At 36.8% G+C, this 18055-nt stretch carries 20 protein-coding genes; 3 read left to right on the top strand and 17 right to left on the bottom strand.

All coding sequences use genetic code 11. The features are described 5' to 3' along the window. Positions 1-7: 7 nt before the first annotated feature. Positions 8-262, bottom strand: coding sequence for a helix-turn-helix domain-containing protein (locus tag B5D25_RS10500; RefSeq protein ID WP_078787922.1), 255 nt, complete (start codon positions 260-262; stop codon positions 8-10). 527 nt (positions 263-789) lie between these two features. Further along, positions 790-1182: a pyridoxamine 5'-phosphate oxidase family protein gene (locus B5D25_RS10495; RefSeq protein ID WP_078787921.1), complete on the bottom strand. Its 393-nt coding sequence runs from the start codon at positions 1180-1182 to the stop codon at positions 790-792. Positions 1183-1406: 224 nt separating this feature from the next. On the opposite strand from B5D25_RS10495, the gene B5D25_RS10490 reads away from it, so the two are divergent. Continuing rightward, positions 1407-2165, top strand: coding sequence for an SDR family NAD(P)-dependent oxidoreductase (locus B5D25_RS10490; protein ID WP_078787920.1), 759 nt, complete (start codon positions 1407-1409; stop codon positions 2163-2165). Positions 2166-2426: 261 nt separating this feature from the next. Further along, on the top strand, positions 2427-4139 hold the full coding sequence (locus B5D25_RS10485; RefSeq protein ID WP_159444153.1) for a bifunctional diguanylate cyclase/phosphodiesterase: 1713 nt from the start codon (positions 2427-2429) through the stop codon (positions 4137-4139). 95 nt (positions 4140-4234) lie between these two features. Here the strand turns inward: B5D25_RS10485 and pgaD are convergent, their stop codons facing one another. From pgaD to B5D25_RS10425, 12 genes are all read right to left on the bottom strand, one after another. Further along, the gene (gene pgaD, locus B5D25_RS10480; protein ID WP_078787918.1) at positions 4235-4726 is read right to left on the bottom strand and encodes a poly-beta-1,6-N-acetyl-D-glucosamine biosynthesis protein PgaD; all 492 of its coding nucleotides are present in this window, start codon (positions 4724-4726) and stop codon (positions 4235-4237) included. A gap of 85 nt (positions 4727-4811) precedes the next feature. Continuing rightward, on the bottom strand, positions 4812-6071 hold the full coding sequence (pgaC, locus tag B5D25_RS10475; protein ID WP_078787917.1) for a poly-beta-1,6-N-acetyl-D-glucosamine synthase: 1260 nt from the start codon (positions 6069-6071) through the stop codon (positions 4812-4814). Positions 6072-6620: 549 nt separating this feature from the next. After that, complete coding sequence (locus tag B5D25_RS10470) at positions 6621-7280, bottom strand: TatD family nuclease-associated radical SAM protein (protein WP_078787916.1); 660 nt, start codon at positions 7278-7280, stop codon at positions 6621-6623. A gap of 2 nt (positions 7281-7282) precedes the next feature. Then, positions 7283-8119, bottom strand: a complete 837-nt coding sequence (locus tag B5D25_RS10465; protein WP_242870241.1) for a pyridoxamine kinase — start codon at positions 8117-8119, stop codon at positions 7283-7285. Positions 8120-8495: 376 nt separating this feature from the next. After that, a complete protein-coding gene (locus B5D25_RS10460; protein WP_078787915.1) occupies positions 8496-9635 on the bottom strand; it encodes an RtcB family protein in 1140 nt (379 codons plus the stop codon). Positions 9636-9650: 15 nt separating this feature from the next. Next, positions 9651-9842, bottom strand: coding sequence for a hypothetical protein (locus B5D25_RS10455; protein WP_078787914.1), 192 nt, complete (start codon positions 9840-9842; stop codon positions 9651-9653). A gap of 534 nt (positions 9843-10376) precedes the next feature. Then, a complete protein-coding gene (locus tag B5D25_RS10450) occupies positions 10377-11852 on the bottom strand; it encodes a sensor histidine kinase (protein ID WP_078787913.1) in 1476 nt (491 codons plus the stop codon). A gap of 93 nt (positions 11853-11945) precedes the next feature. Then, positions 11946-13403, bottom strand: coding sequence for a sensor histidine kinase (locus tag B5D25_RS10445; RefSeq protein WP_159444152.1), 1458 nt, complete (start codon positions 13401-13403; stop codon positions 11946-11948). Between the two features lie 51 nt (positions 13404-13454). After that, complete coding sequence (locus B5D25_RS10440) at positions 13455-13889, bottom strand: DUF3021 domain-containing protein (protein ID WP_159444151.1); 435 nt, start codon at positions 13887-13889, stop codon at positions 13455-13457. A 39-nt stretch (positions 13890-13928) separates the two neighbouring features. Then, the gene (locus B5D25_RS10435; protein WP_078787910.1) at positions 13929-14372 is read right to left on the bottom strand and encodes a LytTR family DNA-binding domain-containing protein; all 444 of its coding nucleotides are present in this window, start codon (positions 14370-14372) and stop codon (positions 13929-13931) included. Between the two features lie 86 nt (positions 14373-14458). Further along, positions 14459-15034: a DUF6609 family protein gene (locus B5D25_RS10430; protein ID WP_242870242.1), complete on the bottom strand. Its 576-nt coding sequence runs from the start codon at positions 15032-15034 to the stop codon at positions 14459-14461. Between the two features lie 113 nt (positions 15035-15147). Next, positions 15148-15477: a CPCC family cysteine-rich protein gene (locus tag B5D25_RS10425; protein ID WP_078787909.1), complete on the bottom strand. Its 330-nt coding sequence runs from the start codon at positions 15475-15477 to the stop codon at positions 15148-15150. 276 nt (positions 15478-15753) lie between these two features. On the opposite strand from B5D25_RS10425, the gene pnuC reads away from it, so the two are divergent. Beyond that, the gene (gene pnuC, locus B5D25_RS10420; RefSeq protein ID WP_078787908.1) at positions 15754-16437 is read left to right on the top strand and encodes a nicotinamide riboside transporter PnuC; all 684 of its coding nucleotides are present in this window, start codon (positions 15754-15756) and stop codon (positions 16435-16437) included. A 42-nt stretch (positions 16438-16479) separates the two neighbouring features. Here the strand turns inward: pnuC and B5D25_RS10415 are convergent, their stop codons facing one another. The 3 genes from B5D25_RS10415 to B5D25_RS13065 form a co-directional block, all read right to left on the bottom strand. Then, positions 16480-17067: an NAD(P)H-dependent oxidoreductase gene (locus tag B5D25_RS10415; protein ID WP_078787907.1), complete on the bottom strand. Its 588-nt coding sequence runs from the start codon at positions 17065-17067 to the stop codon at positions 16480-16482. A 25-nt stretch (positions 17068-17092) separates the two neighbouring features. Continuing rightward, on the bottom strand, positions 17093-17644 hold the full coding sequence (locus B5D25_RS10410) for an NUDIX domain-containing protein (protein WP_078787906.1): 552 nt from the start codon (positions 17642-17644) through the stop codon (positions 17093-17095). A 213-nt stretch (positions 17645-17857) separates the two neighbouring features. Beyond that, on the bottom strand, positions 17858-18055 hold a 198-nt coding region (locus B5D25_RS13065; protein WP_078787905.1), incomplete at its 5' end, for a hypothetical protein.

Genomic DNA, 18055 nt, shown 5'->3' with positions numbered 1-18055 from the left:
TTTCTGCTTACGCAGTTCTTGCCATATCAACGGATTTATCAATAACGATTATCTCGTCCATTGATACTCCGAGTACCGCCGCAAGGATTACAAGATTATCTATAGTCGGAAGCGCAGATCCATGTTGCCATTTGTAAATAGCCTGGGGAGTTCCGAATCCGAAAATGTTCTGCAGATCCTTAACAGAAAGCCCTGCATTTTTTCTCAGAACAGAAATATTAATTCCCGTTTTTCTCATGTCAATTGCCGGTATCATGTTCATTTCATCCTCCTGTCTTTAAGAACCAAGGGATGACATTGCCCCTTAATCCTTAACTCTTTATTGTCTTTGTTTCTCTAACTGAAATGGCATTTTTCAGTATATTCATTTACGCATTACCTCTATTCTAAGCTAAGATTTATCAGCTTTTAACCTGCAAATTCCATATATAAATGAATAAAAATAAAACGCCTATCTGTAATTAAGATAAGCGTTTTTTAAAATTCAAATATAACAGATGAGTAACTACCCTTCGAAATAGTTACTATAATCTTCGCTTATCTTCTTTTTCAATATAAAATCAGTATACTGAGATGTTGATCCAGTATATATTCTATCCTTAGTAATATGCTGTTTTATAACGTATGTAACTATATTCATGGGTTGTCACTCCTTTCTTAAGTATTTGCTGTTTATTTCCATAAGACTGACTCAGCATTTTTCAGTCTCTTTTCACAACTAAGCACATATTAACATAATCGTCACGAGTTGTCATTATACTTACGGTATAAATTTTAAAATATTTACAATTACAGATTTATAACTTCAGGTGCCTTTGTGAATGATGAAATAGTCGCTACTGCATTTGTAAAATAAAATACTTCTGTATTGTCATCATCTTCATTATACATTCCGCGAAGATCAGGATATGCATCAAGCATAGAAGCCTTTGCTTCTCTTCCAGGATCCTCAACAAGTTCACCTGCAACTCTTATCCATTCGCCGTCCTTGAAAGCTGAGATCTCAACCTTTGGATTTGCATGAATCTGCTTAGAAACATTCTTTGCCTTTCCTGTCTGGATATAAAGCTTTCCATCGAAAATATGAATAGTACCAAATGGTCTTACACGTGGCTGATCACCTTCAACTGTTGCAAGATAATATACACCGGCATCTTTGATAAATTTACATACTCTTTCCATTTTTAATCTCCATTCCCGTCCATTTTTATGCTTTTTTTCATCGCTTTTAAGCCATTTTTTACTATGGAACACCGCACAAATAAAAACTATAAAAGTGACAAAAAAACCATATTTCTCATATATTTTTTATATAAAAAAAATCATAATATTGCAATATAATTTTGAAATTGTTATCACAAACGATTTCTTATCTATCACGACTAATCAAAAGCGAGGAAAACTAAATGGTTGATGTTAAAGGACGCTGGGCCCTTATTACAGGTGCCAGCAGAGGTATAGGCTACGGCGCTGCCAAGGCTTTAGCCGAAAGAGGATGCAATCTTATTCTTCACGGAAGAACAATCGAACACCTCGAGAAAGTCATTTCCGAGGTTAAGGCTCTCGGAGTTGAAGCTTATCCTGTAGCTGCTGAACTTTCTGATATAGATTCAGTTAATAAGATGCTCCAATATATAGATGAACATGGAACTGATGTCGATATCGTTCTTAATAATGCAGGTCTTCAGATTGCATATCGTACAGACTATATCAAAACACCTGTTTCTGATTATGAAACAAGCTTTGTTATCAATACTATCGCTCCAATGGTAATCCTTTATCATTTTCTTCCAAAGATGGAAAAGAAAGGTTTTGGACGTATTGTCAACACAACTAGCGGCATTAGACGTGAGCCTGAACAGGCAGGTTATTCTGCCAGCAAGGCCGCTCTCGATAAAGTAACAATGGATATCGCTTCCAAGTACGACGGAACAGACGTGATCATCAGTCTTACCGATCCGGGATGGTGCAGAACCGATCTCGGTGGTCCAAACGCTCCTAATTCTCCTGAAAGTTCGCTTCCGGGTGTTATAGTCGGAGCATTTGTTGATGACAAAAAGTCATGCAGATGTTTTTCTGCAGAAGCTTTCCATGGCATGTCACTCGAAGAAGCAGTTGATTATGCCGAAAAGAATATCCCTTACTATTCAGGTTCTCTGGATTAACGCATTCCAATTCATAGAATCTGATAGACGCCCGGAAACTCTTATGAGTATCTTCCGGGCGTTTTATATTTTCAATAAAACAAGCCCTCGTGGATAACAATATAGTGGATGACAACGAATAATGCTGTGGATAACAACGTATCCGGAGGAATAATCGCCCTTCCGAAAAAAATAAATATATTATTAAGATTTTCATAACATTTTATTTTGAAATGTGTTATAATTAGTGTGTGGGTGTATACGCAAATGAGGGGTGTTACTATGGGTAATAAAGAATCATCGCAGGAAACTGACGATAAAGATCAGAAATTTCATATATTATTCGAACAACTCATCTCGGAAATAACTTCAATGGAAAAGCCTGATATTCCAAAGATTGAGCAGATTCTTATCGAAATCTCTTCCATGTACAGATTGTCTATGGCAGAGACTCATTTATATCGCGATTCTGAACTTGAACTTAAAGGAGCAGGTGAAGTACTCAGGTGTTATGATACCGGTAAACCGGGCAAACAAATTCTTAAATTCAGAAAGCAATCAAGTGTTGGTACCATCGCCGAGATGACTGCATATATGTCAGAAGACGAAGAACCTTTAACAGAGAAGGAACGCGCAAATGTTGAACTTACTATGCGCGCTACGTTGAGTTTTGTCAGCCGTAATCGAATGATCGATATAATAAACGAACTGACTTATTATGATGAACAGAGTTTTCTTAATTTCAGAGCTCTTCGCAAATATCTGACAACTGAAGCAAAATCCGGTAAGCTTTTCGGACAAACCGCGGTTCGCTATAACCTTCGACATTTTTCTCTCATCAACCGCGAACTCGGAAGAAAAACCGGTGATATTATAATGAAGAACCATTATAACTGTCTTACGGATATTGTTGGTTCAACCGGTATTGTTGCGCGTCTTGGCGGCGATAATTTTGTTACCATCTGTCCAACAGAAAAGCTCGGAAATGTTCTTGCATTTTTAACCGAAGCTCCGATACAGTATGAAAGTACTAAATCAGTAAATATCTCAACAACCGCCGGAGTATACCGTATTAACGATGATGCAGATATTGATAATCCGGGTATCATCATTGATAAGAGCATAATACCGTTCAACATCGCTCAGGGAGGCGGTGCAGATAAGATTGTCTTCTATGATGAATCACTTATCAAGCGAAAAGAAATAAGCATGCGAGTTCAGCAGCTCTTCCCCGAAGCTCTTCGCAATGAAGAATTTCAGGTATATTACCAGCCTAAAGTCAATATCATGACCGGTGAACTTGTGGGCGCAGAAGCACTTTGCCGATGGTTTCACGACGGCAAAATCGTACCACCTTGTGACTTCATTCCTATGCTTGAAGAAACAAACGACATCTGCCAGCTTGACTTTTACATGCTTGATCATGTATGCCGCGATATTCACAAATGGATTAAATCAGGTCATAAGTCAATACGCGTTTCGGTAAATCTTTCCCGCAAACACATGATGAATGTTAACCTTCTTCAATCTCTTCTTAAGACTATCGACAGGCATAATATACCTCATAGCTGTATAGAGATTGAGCTTACTGAAACCACTTCGGATGTTGAATTCAGTGATCTGAAACGAGTAGTTAAAGGCCTTCAGTCTGTGGGTATCTTTACATCGGTTGATGATTTCGGAATCGGGTATTCATCACTTAACCTTATCCGTGAACTTCCTTGGAACGTTCTTAAGGTTGACCGAAGTTTCCTTCCGACCGAAAACGGAAACAACAATGAGAACCAATCCATAATGTTCAAATATGTTGTGGCCATGGCCAGGGAAATGGGGATTGAATGTATAGTAGAAGGTGTTGAAACCCTTTATCAATTAAAAGTTCTTCGTTCAAACCACTGTGATCTGGCGCAGGGATTTTATTTCGATAAACCTCTTCCAATCAAAGATTTTGAGCAAAGACTGACCAAAAGATTCTATGATATAAGTAATTTTTAACCTTATACATTTTAAAAACCCGCATACACCAATCTGATGTATGCGGGTTTATCATATTGTATCTATAAAGATAAATAAGATTAAAAAGCCATAAATTATTTATTACCGATTCCCATATCCTTTGGAATGATATTCTTTTCGAGAATCGTAACTCTCTGCGTCTGCATTTCAACTACCTGTTCCTTTGTAAGCCCAAACTTCTCAGCAATCTCATCTGTACCAACTGCAGGTCTGAACTCTCTTCTATGATAAGAACCGTATTTCTTCTTGTTGTAGTTCTTCCATACAATGAAAACAAGTATACTGATAAGCAGAATTATAAATAAAATATAATAATATTTATTTACCTGATGGATTGTGTCTTCATTTAAGAATAAAAATGAACGCACTTCCCAACCGTTATGTAAAGCTATGTTGCCATATGCGATATACCCAAGAAAACCGAGTATTATAACCCATCCTAATATGGTAACCGCCCACTCTATAATCTTCTTTTTCTTTGTCTGCTTTCCCGTTATAAGATGCGCATCAAGGTTGTAATCAACTTTCTGGGGAAGAGAACCATTGTCCATCTTTTTAAAAAACATGTTAATTCTCCTCAAATCACTACTCTTAAAGCGCAGGTATTTAATTATGTAACGATCGTACCTAAGCAGTTCCTCGGTACATTTTCTAGCTGACACCCGCTCCCTCGCTTACTTTCACACTGCATCCGGTTCCTATGCCTCGATCCGGACTGCTCCATCTAGCAAGATTCTTTCTGTCCTTAAATAATGTAGGTAATGCTTTTATTACCAGTATTGCATTTATGTACCAATATACAAATGGATACCAAACTGCAACAACGCTGTGTCTCAAAAGATGAGGATCGTATTTCCTGTCAAGGTACATCGCAACACCAAACTGAACAAGACATACTGTCGACAGGAAAAGGCTCTTCCAAATGTATGGTGACTGAATGTAGTTATGATCTAATACAAGATGAACCACAATAATACATAACATAAGCGCCCAGCAAATTGACCAAAGTATTGATAAAAGCTGTTCCATATAAACAGGGAACAATCTTCTTTCTTTCCATGTCTTGAAGATTCCCATATGTCGTCTGAGTATCTCCATTCCTCCGCTTGCCCATCTGCCTCGCTGCTTAGCAAGACCTTTAACTGTCTCAGGAACAAGCATCATACAAAGTGCTCTAGGTTCATATCTGATATCCCAGAAGTTTCTCTCGAGCTTCCATGTAACTCCGATATCTTCGGTTATCATATCTCTGTCCCAAAGCTTGGCATCAAGAAGTGCTCTTTTTCTAAATGCAACAACAACTCCCGAAACCGTCATTACCTTACCCCAAACTCTCTGAGTTCTTTTGATAAGACTTATAATACTTGAATACTCGCAAAGCTGTATCTTCGCAAGAAGTGAACTTCTGTTTCTAACTCTCGGATTACCTGTAACTGCTCCGACTCTTTCACCGTTAAATCTGTTGGTGAAATGAGGAACCATATAATTAAGCGCATCCGGCATAACATATGAATCCGAATCAACTCCGAGAAGTATCTCGCCCTTTGAAGCGATAAGGCCAAGATAAAGCGCATTTGCTTTTCCACAATTTTCTTTTAAATCGATAAATCTAAGTCTCGGATATTTTGAAATAAGTGATGTAACTATCTCTGATGTATTATCAGAAGAACCATCATTTATAACTATAATCTCATAATTAGGATAACTAAGTTCTGAAAGACGCTTTACCGTATTCTCAATAGTATCTGCCTCGTTAAAACAAGGAACCAGAACTGATACCATAGGCGTCTTGTAGAGAGGAAGAGGTCTATTCTTCTCAACACTGAGGTAGAAGACTATACCACCGGCAATCCACACAACAGACATGATTGCAGGGTACCAAAAAACAAATAATTCAATAACTTTGAGCATAATTCATCTCACTTTCGAAATAAAAAACAACAACTCTCTTCATAGTTAAATAAATTACTGATTCACAATTAATTACTATTCAAATTTTCAAATAATCGTGGATTCGTAGTTTTAATTCATAGTTTCATAGTTAAGTTAATTCATAGTTTTCAATTGTTGATTATAGTCACCACTTTTTCTTTTGTACATTAACAAAATGTAAGAATAATTTACGAAAATACTATTATTAATGTTAATTATCACTAAATGCCCCAAAATGCGCTCATTCGTGACATTTGTTTTAGTGCTTTTAGCTCAAATACATATGTATTTCGGGCGGATTTTATTGTAATAATTACCTGTTATAGTTGAATTGAAATCCGGGATCACCTGTTATATTTCCCCCAAATACAAATAAGGCGCCATTAATGTATGCTCCCGGAATCCCGGTTACACATACGAATGACGCCTTTTTATTATTTCATAAGTGTCAAAATCAAAATGCATTCCTGTTTACAGGAGAATCATATCGTCCTTATGACACTACATCATTTTATTTTATAAAAATTATCAGTCTTCGAATTCACGTACTCTAAGTGTTACGCCCAGGTCTTCGCAAATCTTTCTGCATTTTTCTATCTTTTCTTCCGGCATAACTTTTTCAACTACAGTCATTACAACATTCGGTACATATCTTTTTGCAAGAACCGCAAATTCCTTCAAAGCTTCATATGACCGGATGCCGAATCTTGATCTTGTTAATTCAAGGAATTCTTTCTCATCCGGTGCATTGAGCGAGATGGAGATTGTATTTACTCTATCCTTTAAAATAGGAGTAACGTCTTTCTCATATATAAGATTTGCAAGACCTATTGTATTAACTCTTACTTTAAGATCCGGATACTGCTTCTTTAATGAATCAATGATAATACAAATATCATCCAGCCTTTCCAGCGGCTCACCGAATCCGCAAAATACTATCTCATTTATGATACTAAGATCATATTGTCCGAAAAGATCCAGAACGGTTTCAACATCCGGCTCACCCTCTCTAAGCCAGAGCGAGTTACCTTCAAGCATCTTCTTTGTCTGTCTGAGACAGAACACACAGTTGCATGGGCATTTGTTGGTCAGATTAACATATATATTCTTACCGGTAAGATCACCGCTTTTTGATATATCAAGATAACCTTCATTTCCGGCCTTTCCGGTAACGGTATAAAGAATCATTTCTAGTCCTCCATAAGATCTTTCATAAACATTTCGAAGCACAGTCCCCAGTGCTGAGGAACCTGATTATCCTCACAGAACTTTATACATTTGGAAGCGAAGTCCGCTGCCTTCTTAACTGCATCATAAAAGTTATGACCATTAAGGCATCTTCCGATTATAACAGAACTGATAACATCGCCTGTTCCGCTTCTGTCTCCACCGATTCTGTCAACCATAACGATTCTTGGTTCCTCACCGGTGCTGTAAATATAATTCATTATCTGCTTCTTATATAAGGGAATTCCTGTAACAACGATATGCTCCGGTCCCTTCTTCGCAAGCTCGGCACACATATCATTTAACTCATCTGTTCCAAACTTTCCATCGCCGTAATCAATATTAAGCAAAGTACAAAGTTCCGTAAGATTAGGTGTTATAATATTGGCATACTCAACAAGTTCCTTCATCTTCTCACACATTTCAGGCGTGTATGTCTTATATAATTCGCCGTAGTCTCCCATAACAGGATCCACAAGTATGAGCGAATCATTTTTTCTGAATGTATGTATAAAATCGATAACTATATCAACCTGCTCCTTCGAACCAAGGAAGCCTGTTGCTATACCGTCAAAATCCATATTCAGATTCTTATATGTCTGTATATAGTCTCTCATTCGCGGAGTATAATCATCAAAATAAAATTCCGGAAATTGTGTATGTGTCGAAAGTATCGCTGTAGGAATAGCGACCGCCTGTATCTTGAACGCTGAGAGTATAGGAGCCATAACCGCAACGGAGCATCTTCCGAATCCGGTTATATCATTTATGAGCGCCATTTTCTTCTGTTTAATAATCACAAGACTACACTCCTTTATAACTTAATAAATTCAGCCGGATCCTCTACATCAAATGTAGATCCGGCTGTCACGTTTTAATTTATAATTTTATTTATGCTTTGTCAATCTATTATCTATATGATTTTGTTATTACTTGTTATCTGTCTCTGTCCATCACCGAATGCTGTTGCCCGATATAATTTATTAACAGATCATACCCATCACCGAATGCTGTTGCCCGATATAATAATTAACAGACCACACCCATCACCGAATGCTGTTGCCGATATAATTTATTAACAGATCATCCCCATCACCGAATGCACTGACTCTCTTAGAATAGCGCTATCCCTGTGAGGCGGCTAGTTATCAATAGGATCATTTGTGAACAGCTTTACTAGTTCTCCCCACCGGCCTTATAGTTATATACCGGTTTTATGATCTTATCGATTCTGACTGTTTCGCCGATAACATTTGCTATATCATCTATATTTCTATATGCAAATGGACTCTCATCAAGGGTGCCCTTACTAATGCAAATAGAATGTATACCTTCCATAGCCTTCTTAAAATCAGATACAGTATGATGCTCTGCAACTTCAGAACGCTTATAGATCCTGCCTGCTCCGTGAGGCGCCGAGCAGTTCCATTCATCATTTCCGAGGCCGGTTCCGAGAATTATTCCGTCTCTCATGTTGATCGGAATGATAACCCTCTCACCTTCTTTTGCGCTGATCGCACCCTTTCTTAAAATGCTTTTTTCAGGGTCACTGAAATCAACATAGTTATGAATACATGTAAAGCTTTCTTCCACTTTCCACTTCATTCCGCTGACAATAGTTTCAATGATTGCTTCTCTGTTAAGCTTGGCAAACTCCTGAATAATTCCTATATCATGCAGATAATCCTCCATTAGGCTGTCTGTAAGACAAGTCATTTCATAAGAAGCAAACCCACTCTTCTTCATCTGCATTTCCTTCTGACCTATTCTGAGATAATGCTCTGCAACTTCAATCCCAAGATGTCTGCTGCCGGAATGAACAACCAGATAAATATTTCCTTCTTCATCCTTATCAAGTTCAATAAAATGATTTCCTCCGCCGAGAGTCCCTATACTTAAATCTGCTTTTCTCATATCGACATTCTTAGCACATTTAAGTCCGGAAAGATCAATTTTAGCGCTGTATTTATGTTCCTTCTTTCTGACTCTCGGTCCAACAGGAACATTATCTCTTATAACGCTGTCCAGCTGCTGAAACTGCATTCCCTTAGCTTTTATTTTCGCTATAGTCATCCCGCATCCGATATCAACGCCTACAAGACTTGGAAGTATTGAACTTTCAACTGTCATGGTAAGTCCGATGGTTCCTACCTTTCCCGGGTGAACATCCGGCATTATTCTGATTGTGCTTCCTTCAGCACTTGGATGATTGCATATCATCTGAATCTGTTTTCTTGCATACTCATCAAGAGCATATAATTCATTTTCAACTGTATAAACAGTCGCATTAGTATATTTTCCGTATATTGTTATCATAAAAACTCCCCTATTCTAATTCCATCTATCATGTCTGTCCTTATCCTTTTGTCTTCTCGCCTTAACGGAGTCCATTTTCTTTCCGCTTTTTCTTGGCTGATACTTCGGACAGTTCTTACATTTTTTCAGATCAACTTTTACAAATCCTTTTTTACAATCCGTATCTTTACATACGTAATAAATGCATGGTTCTATTCTATCTTTCATATTAAAAGCTCCTATTCAAATTTTACTTCTTCAAACAATCGAAGTATTCAAACAATCGAAGTATTCAAACGCATGCAGCAGTAAATGATATATCTCGCGTCCTGATTTTTGACAAAACAAAAACACCTCCCGTGCAGCATTCGACCACACGAAAAGAGGTGTCAGTTATCCTGTAATTATCTATTAAAATGAGAAATCAATCCTATAAATCAGTCCAAAGACATACCAAGGACAACTGCTGCCTCAATACTTGCTATTCTGTTGTTAATTCTAAATATCTGCATATTGTCCTCCTTTTTATCTTGGGTTAACAGTTACTAAGAGACCCGTGCTTAGTCTCAGATGCCTGTACTATAATCCAACATTTTTGATCTGTCAAATTATTTTTTGCATCACACTTCCCGGTTCATATTATTTGCATCGGAATATTTGACCCTACCCAATCATTTGATTCTGTGATTCATTTGATTCTGTAATTCATTTGCTTCTGTGATTCATTTGATTTTAACCGGATCAAATTCACCGGAATTTGAATCACGCTCTTGGCAGAATGATTGAAAGTGTAAATACTCCGTCCTCAGCACTCACTCTCTCAATTCCATCATATCTTGAAATAGCCGCTTTCATATTCTTGGTTCCGTATCCGTGAAGTGATTTATCCTTCTTGGTTGTAAATCTTTCACCATCGTAGAAAATCTTATTGATAACACCGGTCTTCTTATCTTCAACCATCGAATTAATAAGTGATATCGAGAAGAATTTATCCGTCCTCTTAATCTTAAGCTTTATCCATCTGTCGCTTTCTTCCGGCAGTCTTTCACAGGCTTCAATGGCATTATCTATCGCATTTGCAAAAATGGTACAGATATCAACAGGCTTCATTTTAAGCCCTCCGTCCAGCACACCATCCAGTGTAAAGTCGATTCCAACCTCTTCCATTTTCGATATCTTCATTCCTACGATGCAGTCAAGCATCTCATCTCCGGTAATATATTTCGGAGACATGGCCTTGATATTTCCAAGAAGGTTGCTCAAATATTTTCCGGCTTCATCGTATTTTTCTTCGGAATACATAGTCGAAAGTGTGGCAAGGTTACTGATAATATCATGCCTGAAGGTCCTTGTTTCATTTTGATCATTCTTATACTGCTTCAGATAATCAAGCTCAGCCAAAATATAATTTTCCTGAATCTTCACCTTTTCCATCGTATAACGTCTGGATATCAAAGTCACAAGAAATAATGGAATTACAAGACCCAAAAACGGAATGAATATTCCCAACTCGTATCCAACATATCTATAATGTTCATCTACACTAAGCTCCCTATTAAACGGTATCCAGTGAATTAACAATGTGAATATTTCCCAGATAATAAAGAAAATTCGATATTTCCAGGCAACATACATCTTCCTCTTCTTCTTAACAAATCCAAAATACAGTGTCATTAAAATGAAGATCAGGATTGCCAATACACTCATGATAAGAGCATATTCCAGCAAATAATTATTACTGGTCAGATCCATTTTTTTAACATCGCCATATGCTATTCTCGGATCTTCCTCCCAATATGCCACAACATTAATTGACATAACCATAACGTATTCGATAAAAAATATTGCAAATACCAACAGACTAATGCTGTTAATGAGCTTTTTCTTCTTGAACACGCGCATTCCCGACATTACTATAGCTATGAAATATATTATTCTTCCTATGGATACGACTTTCTCTTCTCTGGATATCAGATAAATGGATTCGTCGTATATTTCATTTGCTCTTTTACTTAACACACTGTAATCAATCGCATATGATACTATACGCAAAATAATCCCGACAGAAACAAATACTATTATAGGTAAAATAGCTTTTACTGTCATTTTACCTTCCTGGCCGAATAAATATTCCATTATGATGATTACACATACAACGGAAATAATTCCTTCGATATAATCAACACTCGCCAGGAAATCATAGGACGCTATTCTTTTTATCGCCTCACCACAAGTCATAGTTTAATCCTTACATATTACAATAATTTATCAGCTGCATTTCGTCTGCTTTTTCAGCTTTGTTTTATCAGTTGTTTTTTTTTTTGCTGCTATTTAATCAGCTGCTTTTTCAATCGGAAGATTTATGGTTAATGTAAATATTCCGTCGCCCGGTTTTATCTTTTTGTTGCCTTTATATTTTGAAATAGTATTTATCATACTCTGTATGCCATAGCCATGACGATTACTGTCCTGTCCGATCTTATTTTTTTCTCTTATCATGTTCCCGTTTTCGACATTCTGCATAGAATTCTGGATTGTCACACAGTATGAATCTTCTGTTTTATTCAAAAACATTTTTATCCATTTTTTCTCGCCTTTAGGGATCATTCCGCAAGCATCAATCGCATTATCTATAGCATTTGCAAATATACTGCAAATATCAACCGGCTTCATTTCTAAACCACCTTTAAGCGTGCCGTCCACCGCAAAATCAATTCCTTCTTCTTCCATCTTGAAAGACTTCATACCAACTATACAATCCAGCATTTCATCCCCTGTTGCATATTTAGATGACATTTCCCTGACATTATCCATGAGTTCTTTCAGATAGTCCTCTGCCTCATCATAGCCCTTTTCATTATGCAGGGTATTGAGCATGGAAAGGTTATTGATGATATCATGTCTAAAGGCCCTTATCTCATTTTGATTCTTCTTATACTGATTGATAAATTCCAGTTCAGCCGCAATATATTCTTCCTGGATTATGGTTTTCTCCATGGCATTACGAGCCGATACGATCAGAATCAGAAGTCCAGGAACAACAAATCCCATAAGAGGTATAAGCATGCCCATCTCGTAGCCCATACATCTTTGCTGACTTTTCTTATCCTTTACCAGCATCAGTGGAGCATAAGTAAGACAGATCATCGATACCTCCCAGACCATTAATAATATACGTCCCCTCCATCTTATATAAAGGGTTCTGCCTTTTTTATATAAGCTAAGATATATCACAAGGAAACTGCCCAGCATGATCAGGAGATAAACGAAAATAAATATACCCGAAAATGTATCCCCTATATTCTCATAGATAAACGATCCTTTTAATACATAATTTCTTGTTTTTGGAAAAAGATAAATTGTGGAACACATCATTTCAACGGAAATATAAAATTCATAGAAGATCATCATCACTCCCGCAATGAAGCAGTTCATAATCTTATTATCCGTAAATGTGATAAGTATTACAGAAACGATTGCTATAATAACCAAAATAGAAACATAAATATTAAACTGAGATCTGTCTATCAGTTTTATCTTGCCTTCAAAAAACGGTTCATTCCAATGATCCTTCAGTGCTAAATAATCATGAATTATCATAAAAATATTTATGCACGTTCCTGCTCCCAAAAATGCTACAAGCGGGATTACGGATTTCCCGGTAATGTTTCCTTCTCTGCCCAAAAAACATAGCATTATCATAACAACAGTGAGAATGCAGAAGCATTCCGCTATATAGGAAAAAAATGAAAGTACACCAGTATTTATTATTGTATGGAATTTATCCATGCACGTCATATCAGCCTCCACATATCTCCCGAAAAATTCTGTAAGTCCATTCTATTTACGCTTTTTTTCGATTGCCTTATTCATCTTCTCAGCCAGATTCTTATTATACTTCATAAAACATAACCAGATAACAAAACCAATTACTATTACACTCACAACCGTAATTAGACAGGCTTTTATACCTCGCTCTGCCGGAATCCATCCAACTAAAGACGCTGCCACAAAGTATATCACAAATCCTATTCCCAGATGTATAAGTGAAGCAAGCGTATAAGATATTTTATCTGAGTTGTATAGAATCGTCGGCACCCCGAATCCAAGCCCCGTAGCAACACACGCAAGTGCCATCTTTGTAAATCTGTAATTCGTAAGAGTAAATTCCCCTCCGTCATTTATATCAAATATAATCCCGATCACTATAAAGATAATAAAGCTCATCGATATACTGATAAATATTCTTTTCATGATTTCTTTATATAACTTCATGTTATTCCTCCTCATAGTTATTCTCTTCCATGACCAAATCTACAGTCCCAGATATTTCTTCAGCTGTGGCACAAACTTCCTTGATATATATTCCTTCTCTCCATTCTTCATATGAAGCAGCATCACACCGTTGAAGGACGGCTCCACACTTTCAAGATGTTTCAAATTAATCGCAGCCGACTTAGAAACCTGCATGAATCCGCTTCCAAGAATTTCCAGAAGTTCATACATCCTCTTACCTACACGATATGTATCATCATCAGTAACTATATAAACCTTCTCGACTACCACTCTTATAAGAACTATACTCTCCGGATTTATCACTACCTTTCTGTCATCCAAGTTTCCTATGATTATTCCCTTTCCTGTTCCGAATTGTGATATTTCCCTTGCCAGCTCTGCAATCTCGGGAGTCAGTTCTCCCGCATGAATCACAGCATATGGTTCTTTTATATTCTCAGCAATATTCATATCAACCCGCATATCTACTCCTCCGGTTTTAAGTCAAACGCTTCTCTACATCTTTACAAATGTAGAACTATGTTAGCATATTTGAATAATGATTTCCATCAACCTATCACTCTTGTCGGCTTTGAGAAGAAGAGCATCCATATCCCGAAGCCAAATTTGATCAAAGCATCTGCTGTAATGAATAGTGCTGCAGGTACAAATGCTAATGCATATCCGCTTACCGCTATCGCTATGCAGCTTGCTCCGAGAACTATCATTGAACGTCCGTGTACAAAGTAGAAAATAAGGAAATGTATCCCTGTTGCAAGGTTTACTCCAAGCCAGATCATTTTCCAATTCCAGCTTGGAATAAAAGGTCCCGCGATGAGAAACATCAAGATAAAGAGCAACGCTATTCCAAAGTAGATTATTTTTATCTGGAACGGACTTGCAGTTCCGTCAGAAAGCTTAGCTCTCACCTTATGATTAACATTTGCTAAAAAGAAGCTCAGATAATACCCCGCAAGGAAAATAAACGGATTAACGATGAAATGTCCACCGAAAGCAAGCGATGCGATTATCACAACTCCCACCAGGGTAAGCCAAAGCCCGCAGGATCTTTTGTTATTAAACTCAAGCTCTGATATCATTCCTTTTATAGTTTGCTTTTCCTCAATATTGTTATATCTTTCCATTTAAAAAACCTCCGTTTCGTCTTTGGATGAACCAATAATAACGAAAACGGAGGGTATAATGTTGTAAAAAACGGTAAGTGGCAGATTTCGGGCGGTAAGATGCATTTAGCGCATTATACCATTTCAGATTTTTTAGGTTTTCGGCAATATTTTAATTCCTCTTTGCAGCATGCGCCTATTTTTTTATAATTTTCTCTGCCCTGTCTTAACGTAAGTAAATGATTTGCACTTGACTTAATATCTAGTACATCTTCCCCATTATAGTCATCATCATCACAATTATTATGATTATAAATGGCATCAATTTCTCCAGTTTGATCTATTTTTTCGAACATAATATATACATCATCTTCCCAAAAGCATACTGGGCAAATATCAAATGCACCTCTTTCGTCAAGGGTTCTGTAACCACAACATAAACAAATTACTTTTTTCTTTTTCATCACATTTTATCAACCTTTATTTTATATGTTTTAACTGAAAGATATTATTTATAACTGCACCTTACCCTTGCGATATCTTCCGATAGAACTTACAATCGAATTATCACGAAAATTACTATATTGACGATTTCTTTATCCATTGATAAAATATCTAAAGTTTATTAAATAAATGTTGCCACCGGGTAACAGAATGCGGATGCATTCGCTTACTGCAATCGTTAGGTCTTAGAAGATGCAGTCAGGCGGGTGCTATTTTTTTTGAGGAGTGTATTTACAATGAATATCTTTCAATCGATCAAGAGGCTTAAGTGGTATGAAACTCTTATATGGGGTATTTCTGTTGTTACGATACTTATTTCATTCTTTATATTTTCAGAAAGAAACCCTTACACTCTTATTACGTCCCTAATCGGAGTTACGGCACTGATATTTGTAGCTAAAGGTGATGTGTTCGGACAAGTGCTTACTGTTATCTTCGCACTTTTTTATGGTATCGTCGCATACAAATTCCGATACTTCGGAGAGATGATAACCTACCTCGGAATGACTGCACCGATAGCTGTCGGTGCAATTGTAACATGGATAAAGAATCCCTTTCAGAATGGAGAAGTACGCGTAAGGCATACCAATCCACGTCTTTGGATAATTCTTTCTATTCTTGCCCTCATTGTGACAACCGTGTTCTACTTTATCCTAAAATGCCTTAATACCCCTAACCTTGCACCTTCAACCATTTCTGTAACCACAAGTTTTATGGCATCTTCACTTACCCTTGTTAGAAGTTCTTATTATGCTCTGTTCTATGCTGCCAATGATGTTGTTCTCATAATCCTATGGATTCTTGCAACATTAAATCATCTTTCTTACCTGCCAATGGTTTTATGTTTTGTTTGTTTCCTTGCTAATGACCTGTACGGATTTATCAACTGGCAGAAAATGAAACATAGGCAAACTGAATAATCAGATTAATTAAATCATAGAGTAAGCAGAAAGTTTTGAGTATCAAAAATTTATACCCATTTCATACGCCTTGGAAAGATGCCGAGGAATACTCTCACTACGTGCTTCTTCATTCCAATGCGTTACACCATCAAAAATAACCATTTCTTTCTCTTTTGCTCTATCACGAATTCTATCTCCCAACATTACTGTTTCCATAGCACTCTTTTCCCCAGTTTCAATGAGAGATTTCATTGATTTTCCTGCACTGACTATAAATAATGCTTTTTCAAGAACCTTCATCTTAGGATCCGGTTTATAAGCAAATCCTGTTGTCCAAATCCGATCAAACCAACCCACAAGCTTTGCCGGTGCTTCTGTCCAAAATACAGGATATATAAACACAATCGCATCACTGTTCTGTATTTTTTCCTGTTCAATTAAGACATCTTTTGATTTTATTCCATCAGTTCTGTAATAAGTTTCTCTTAAATATTCTTCTTCACTCATATCCGTTTGAAAATTCATATCATATAAATCAGATATAAGAATCTCATGACCTGCATCTCTTAAACCTCGTTCAAAAGATTTATATACATCATTCGTAAAACTATCTTTTGAAGGATGGCAATATACAATAAATACTTTCATACCAATACCTCTACCTTGACCCGTTTTAAAATATCCATTTATTTCCTTCCGGATACGTTATTTCAAAATCTTCTTTTCCGGAAACAAAAATATTAGATTTTCTCAAAGCCTTTAACGCCAGAAATTCTCTTCTATAAAGACCATAATCTGCGATATTTATATCATGAAACTCTTCATATCTTCCAAAAGTCCCAATTGCATCTTCGAATCGTATCCACCTTGGAACATCCCCGTTTTTTATTTCAGCATCGGTTAATGCTTGCGTACCTGTATCTTCTACAAATTCACACAGAAAATAATGCTGAATATGCTGCCAGTTCAGAAAGAATTCCTCTATCTCCAGATATTCCTCAATAGGTTTAACTATCATCCCTGTCTCCTCTTTTATTTCTCTGGCACAGCATTCGGCAAATGTTTCACCTTCTTCCACGCCACCTCCGGGAATAATATATTTATCCTCATTAGATTCGTAGCTTAAAAGAATTTTTCCATCTTTAATGACAATACCCCTGCAGGCATGCCTACAGACATCCACATGACCTTCGTAGTCTTCATTAACAAGCTGAATCTTTTTCATTAATATCTCCTTACATTCCCCAAAAAATAAGTGCATCTTTATATCCTGAAATTTCACTATTTTTTCACTATTTTTCATTATCCTTAGTCGATAAACCTGAAAAATAATTATATGCCAATTTTATCATAATTCTTGTCGAAATCAATTGGATTAGGTATAGTCAAAACGAGCTGGACAACGGTAATCTTACCGCCATACAGCTCGTCAATTATCTTAGGATATCTTATTTACAGAAAAACTTTCACTCCAATTAATCGAATAGTTCAATGTTTTCATATTTTTAAGTCCTTTATCGCTGTTAATCAGCTCACTGCCCTCCTGATGTTCTTCCATTAACCACTTACTTCTTTTTGATTGGAATCCATAACTCACAGAACACGTCAGGTCGAGTACCATCGAAGTAAAGTTCAT

Origin of the sequence: Eubacterium ruminantium (genome assembly GCF_900167085.1) — a bacterium.
Lineage (GTDB): Bacteria > Bacillota > Clostridia > Lachnospirales > Lachnospiraceae > Eubacterium_Q > Eubacterium_Q ruminantium.
The sequence above is the reverse complement of the archived record's forward strand: the minus strand, read 5'-3'. Positions and strand labels throughout refer to the sequence as shown.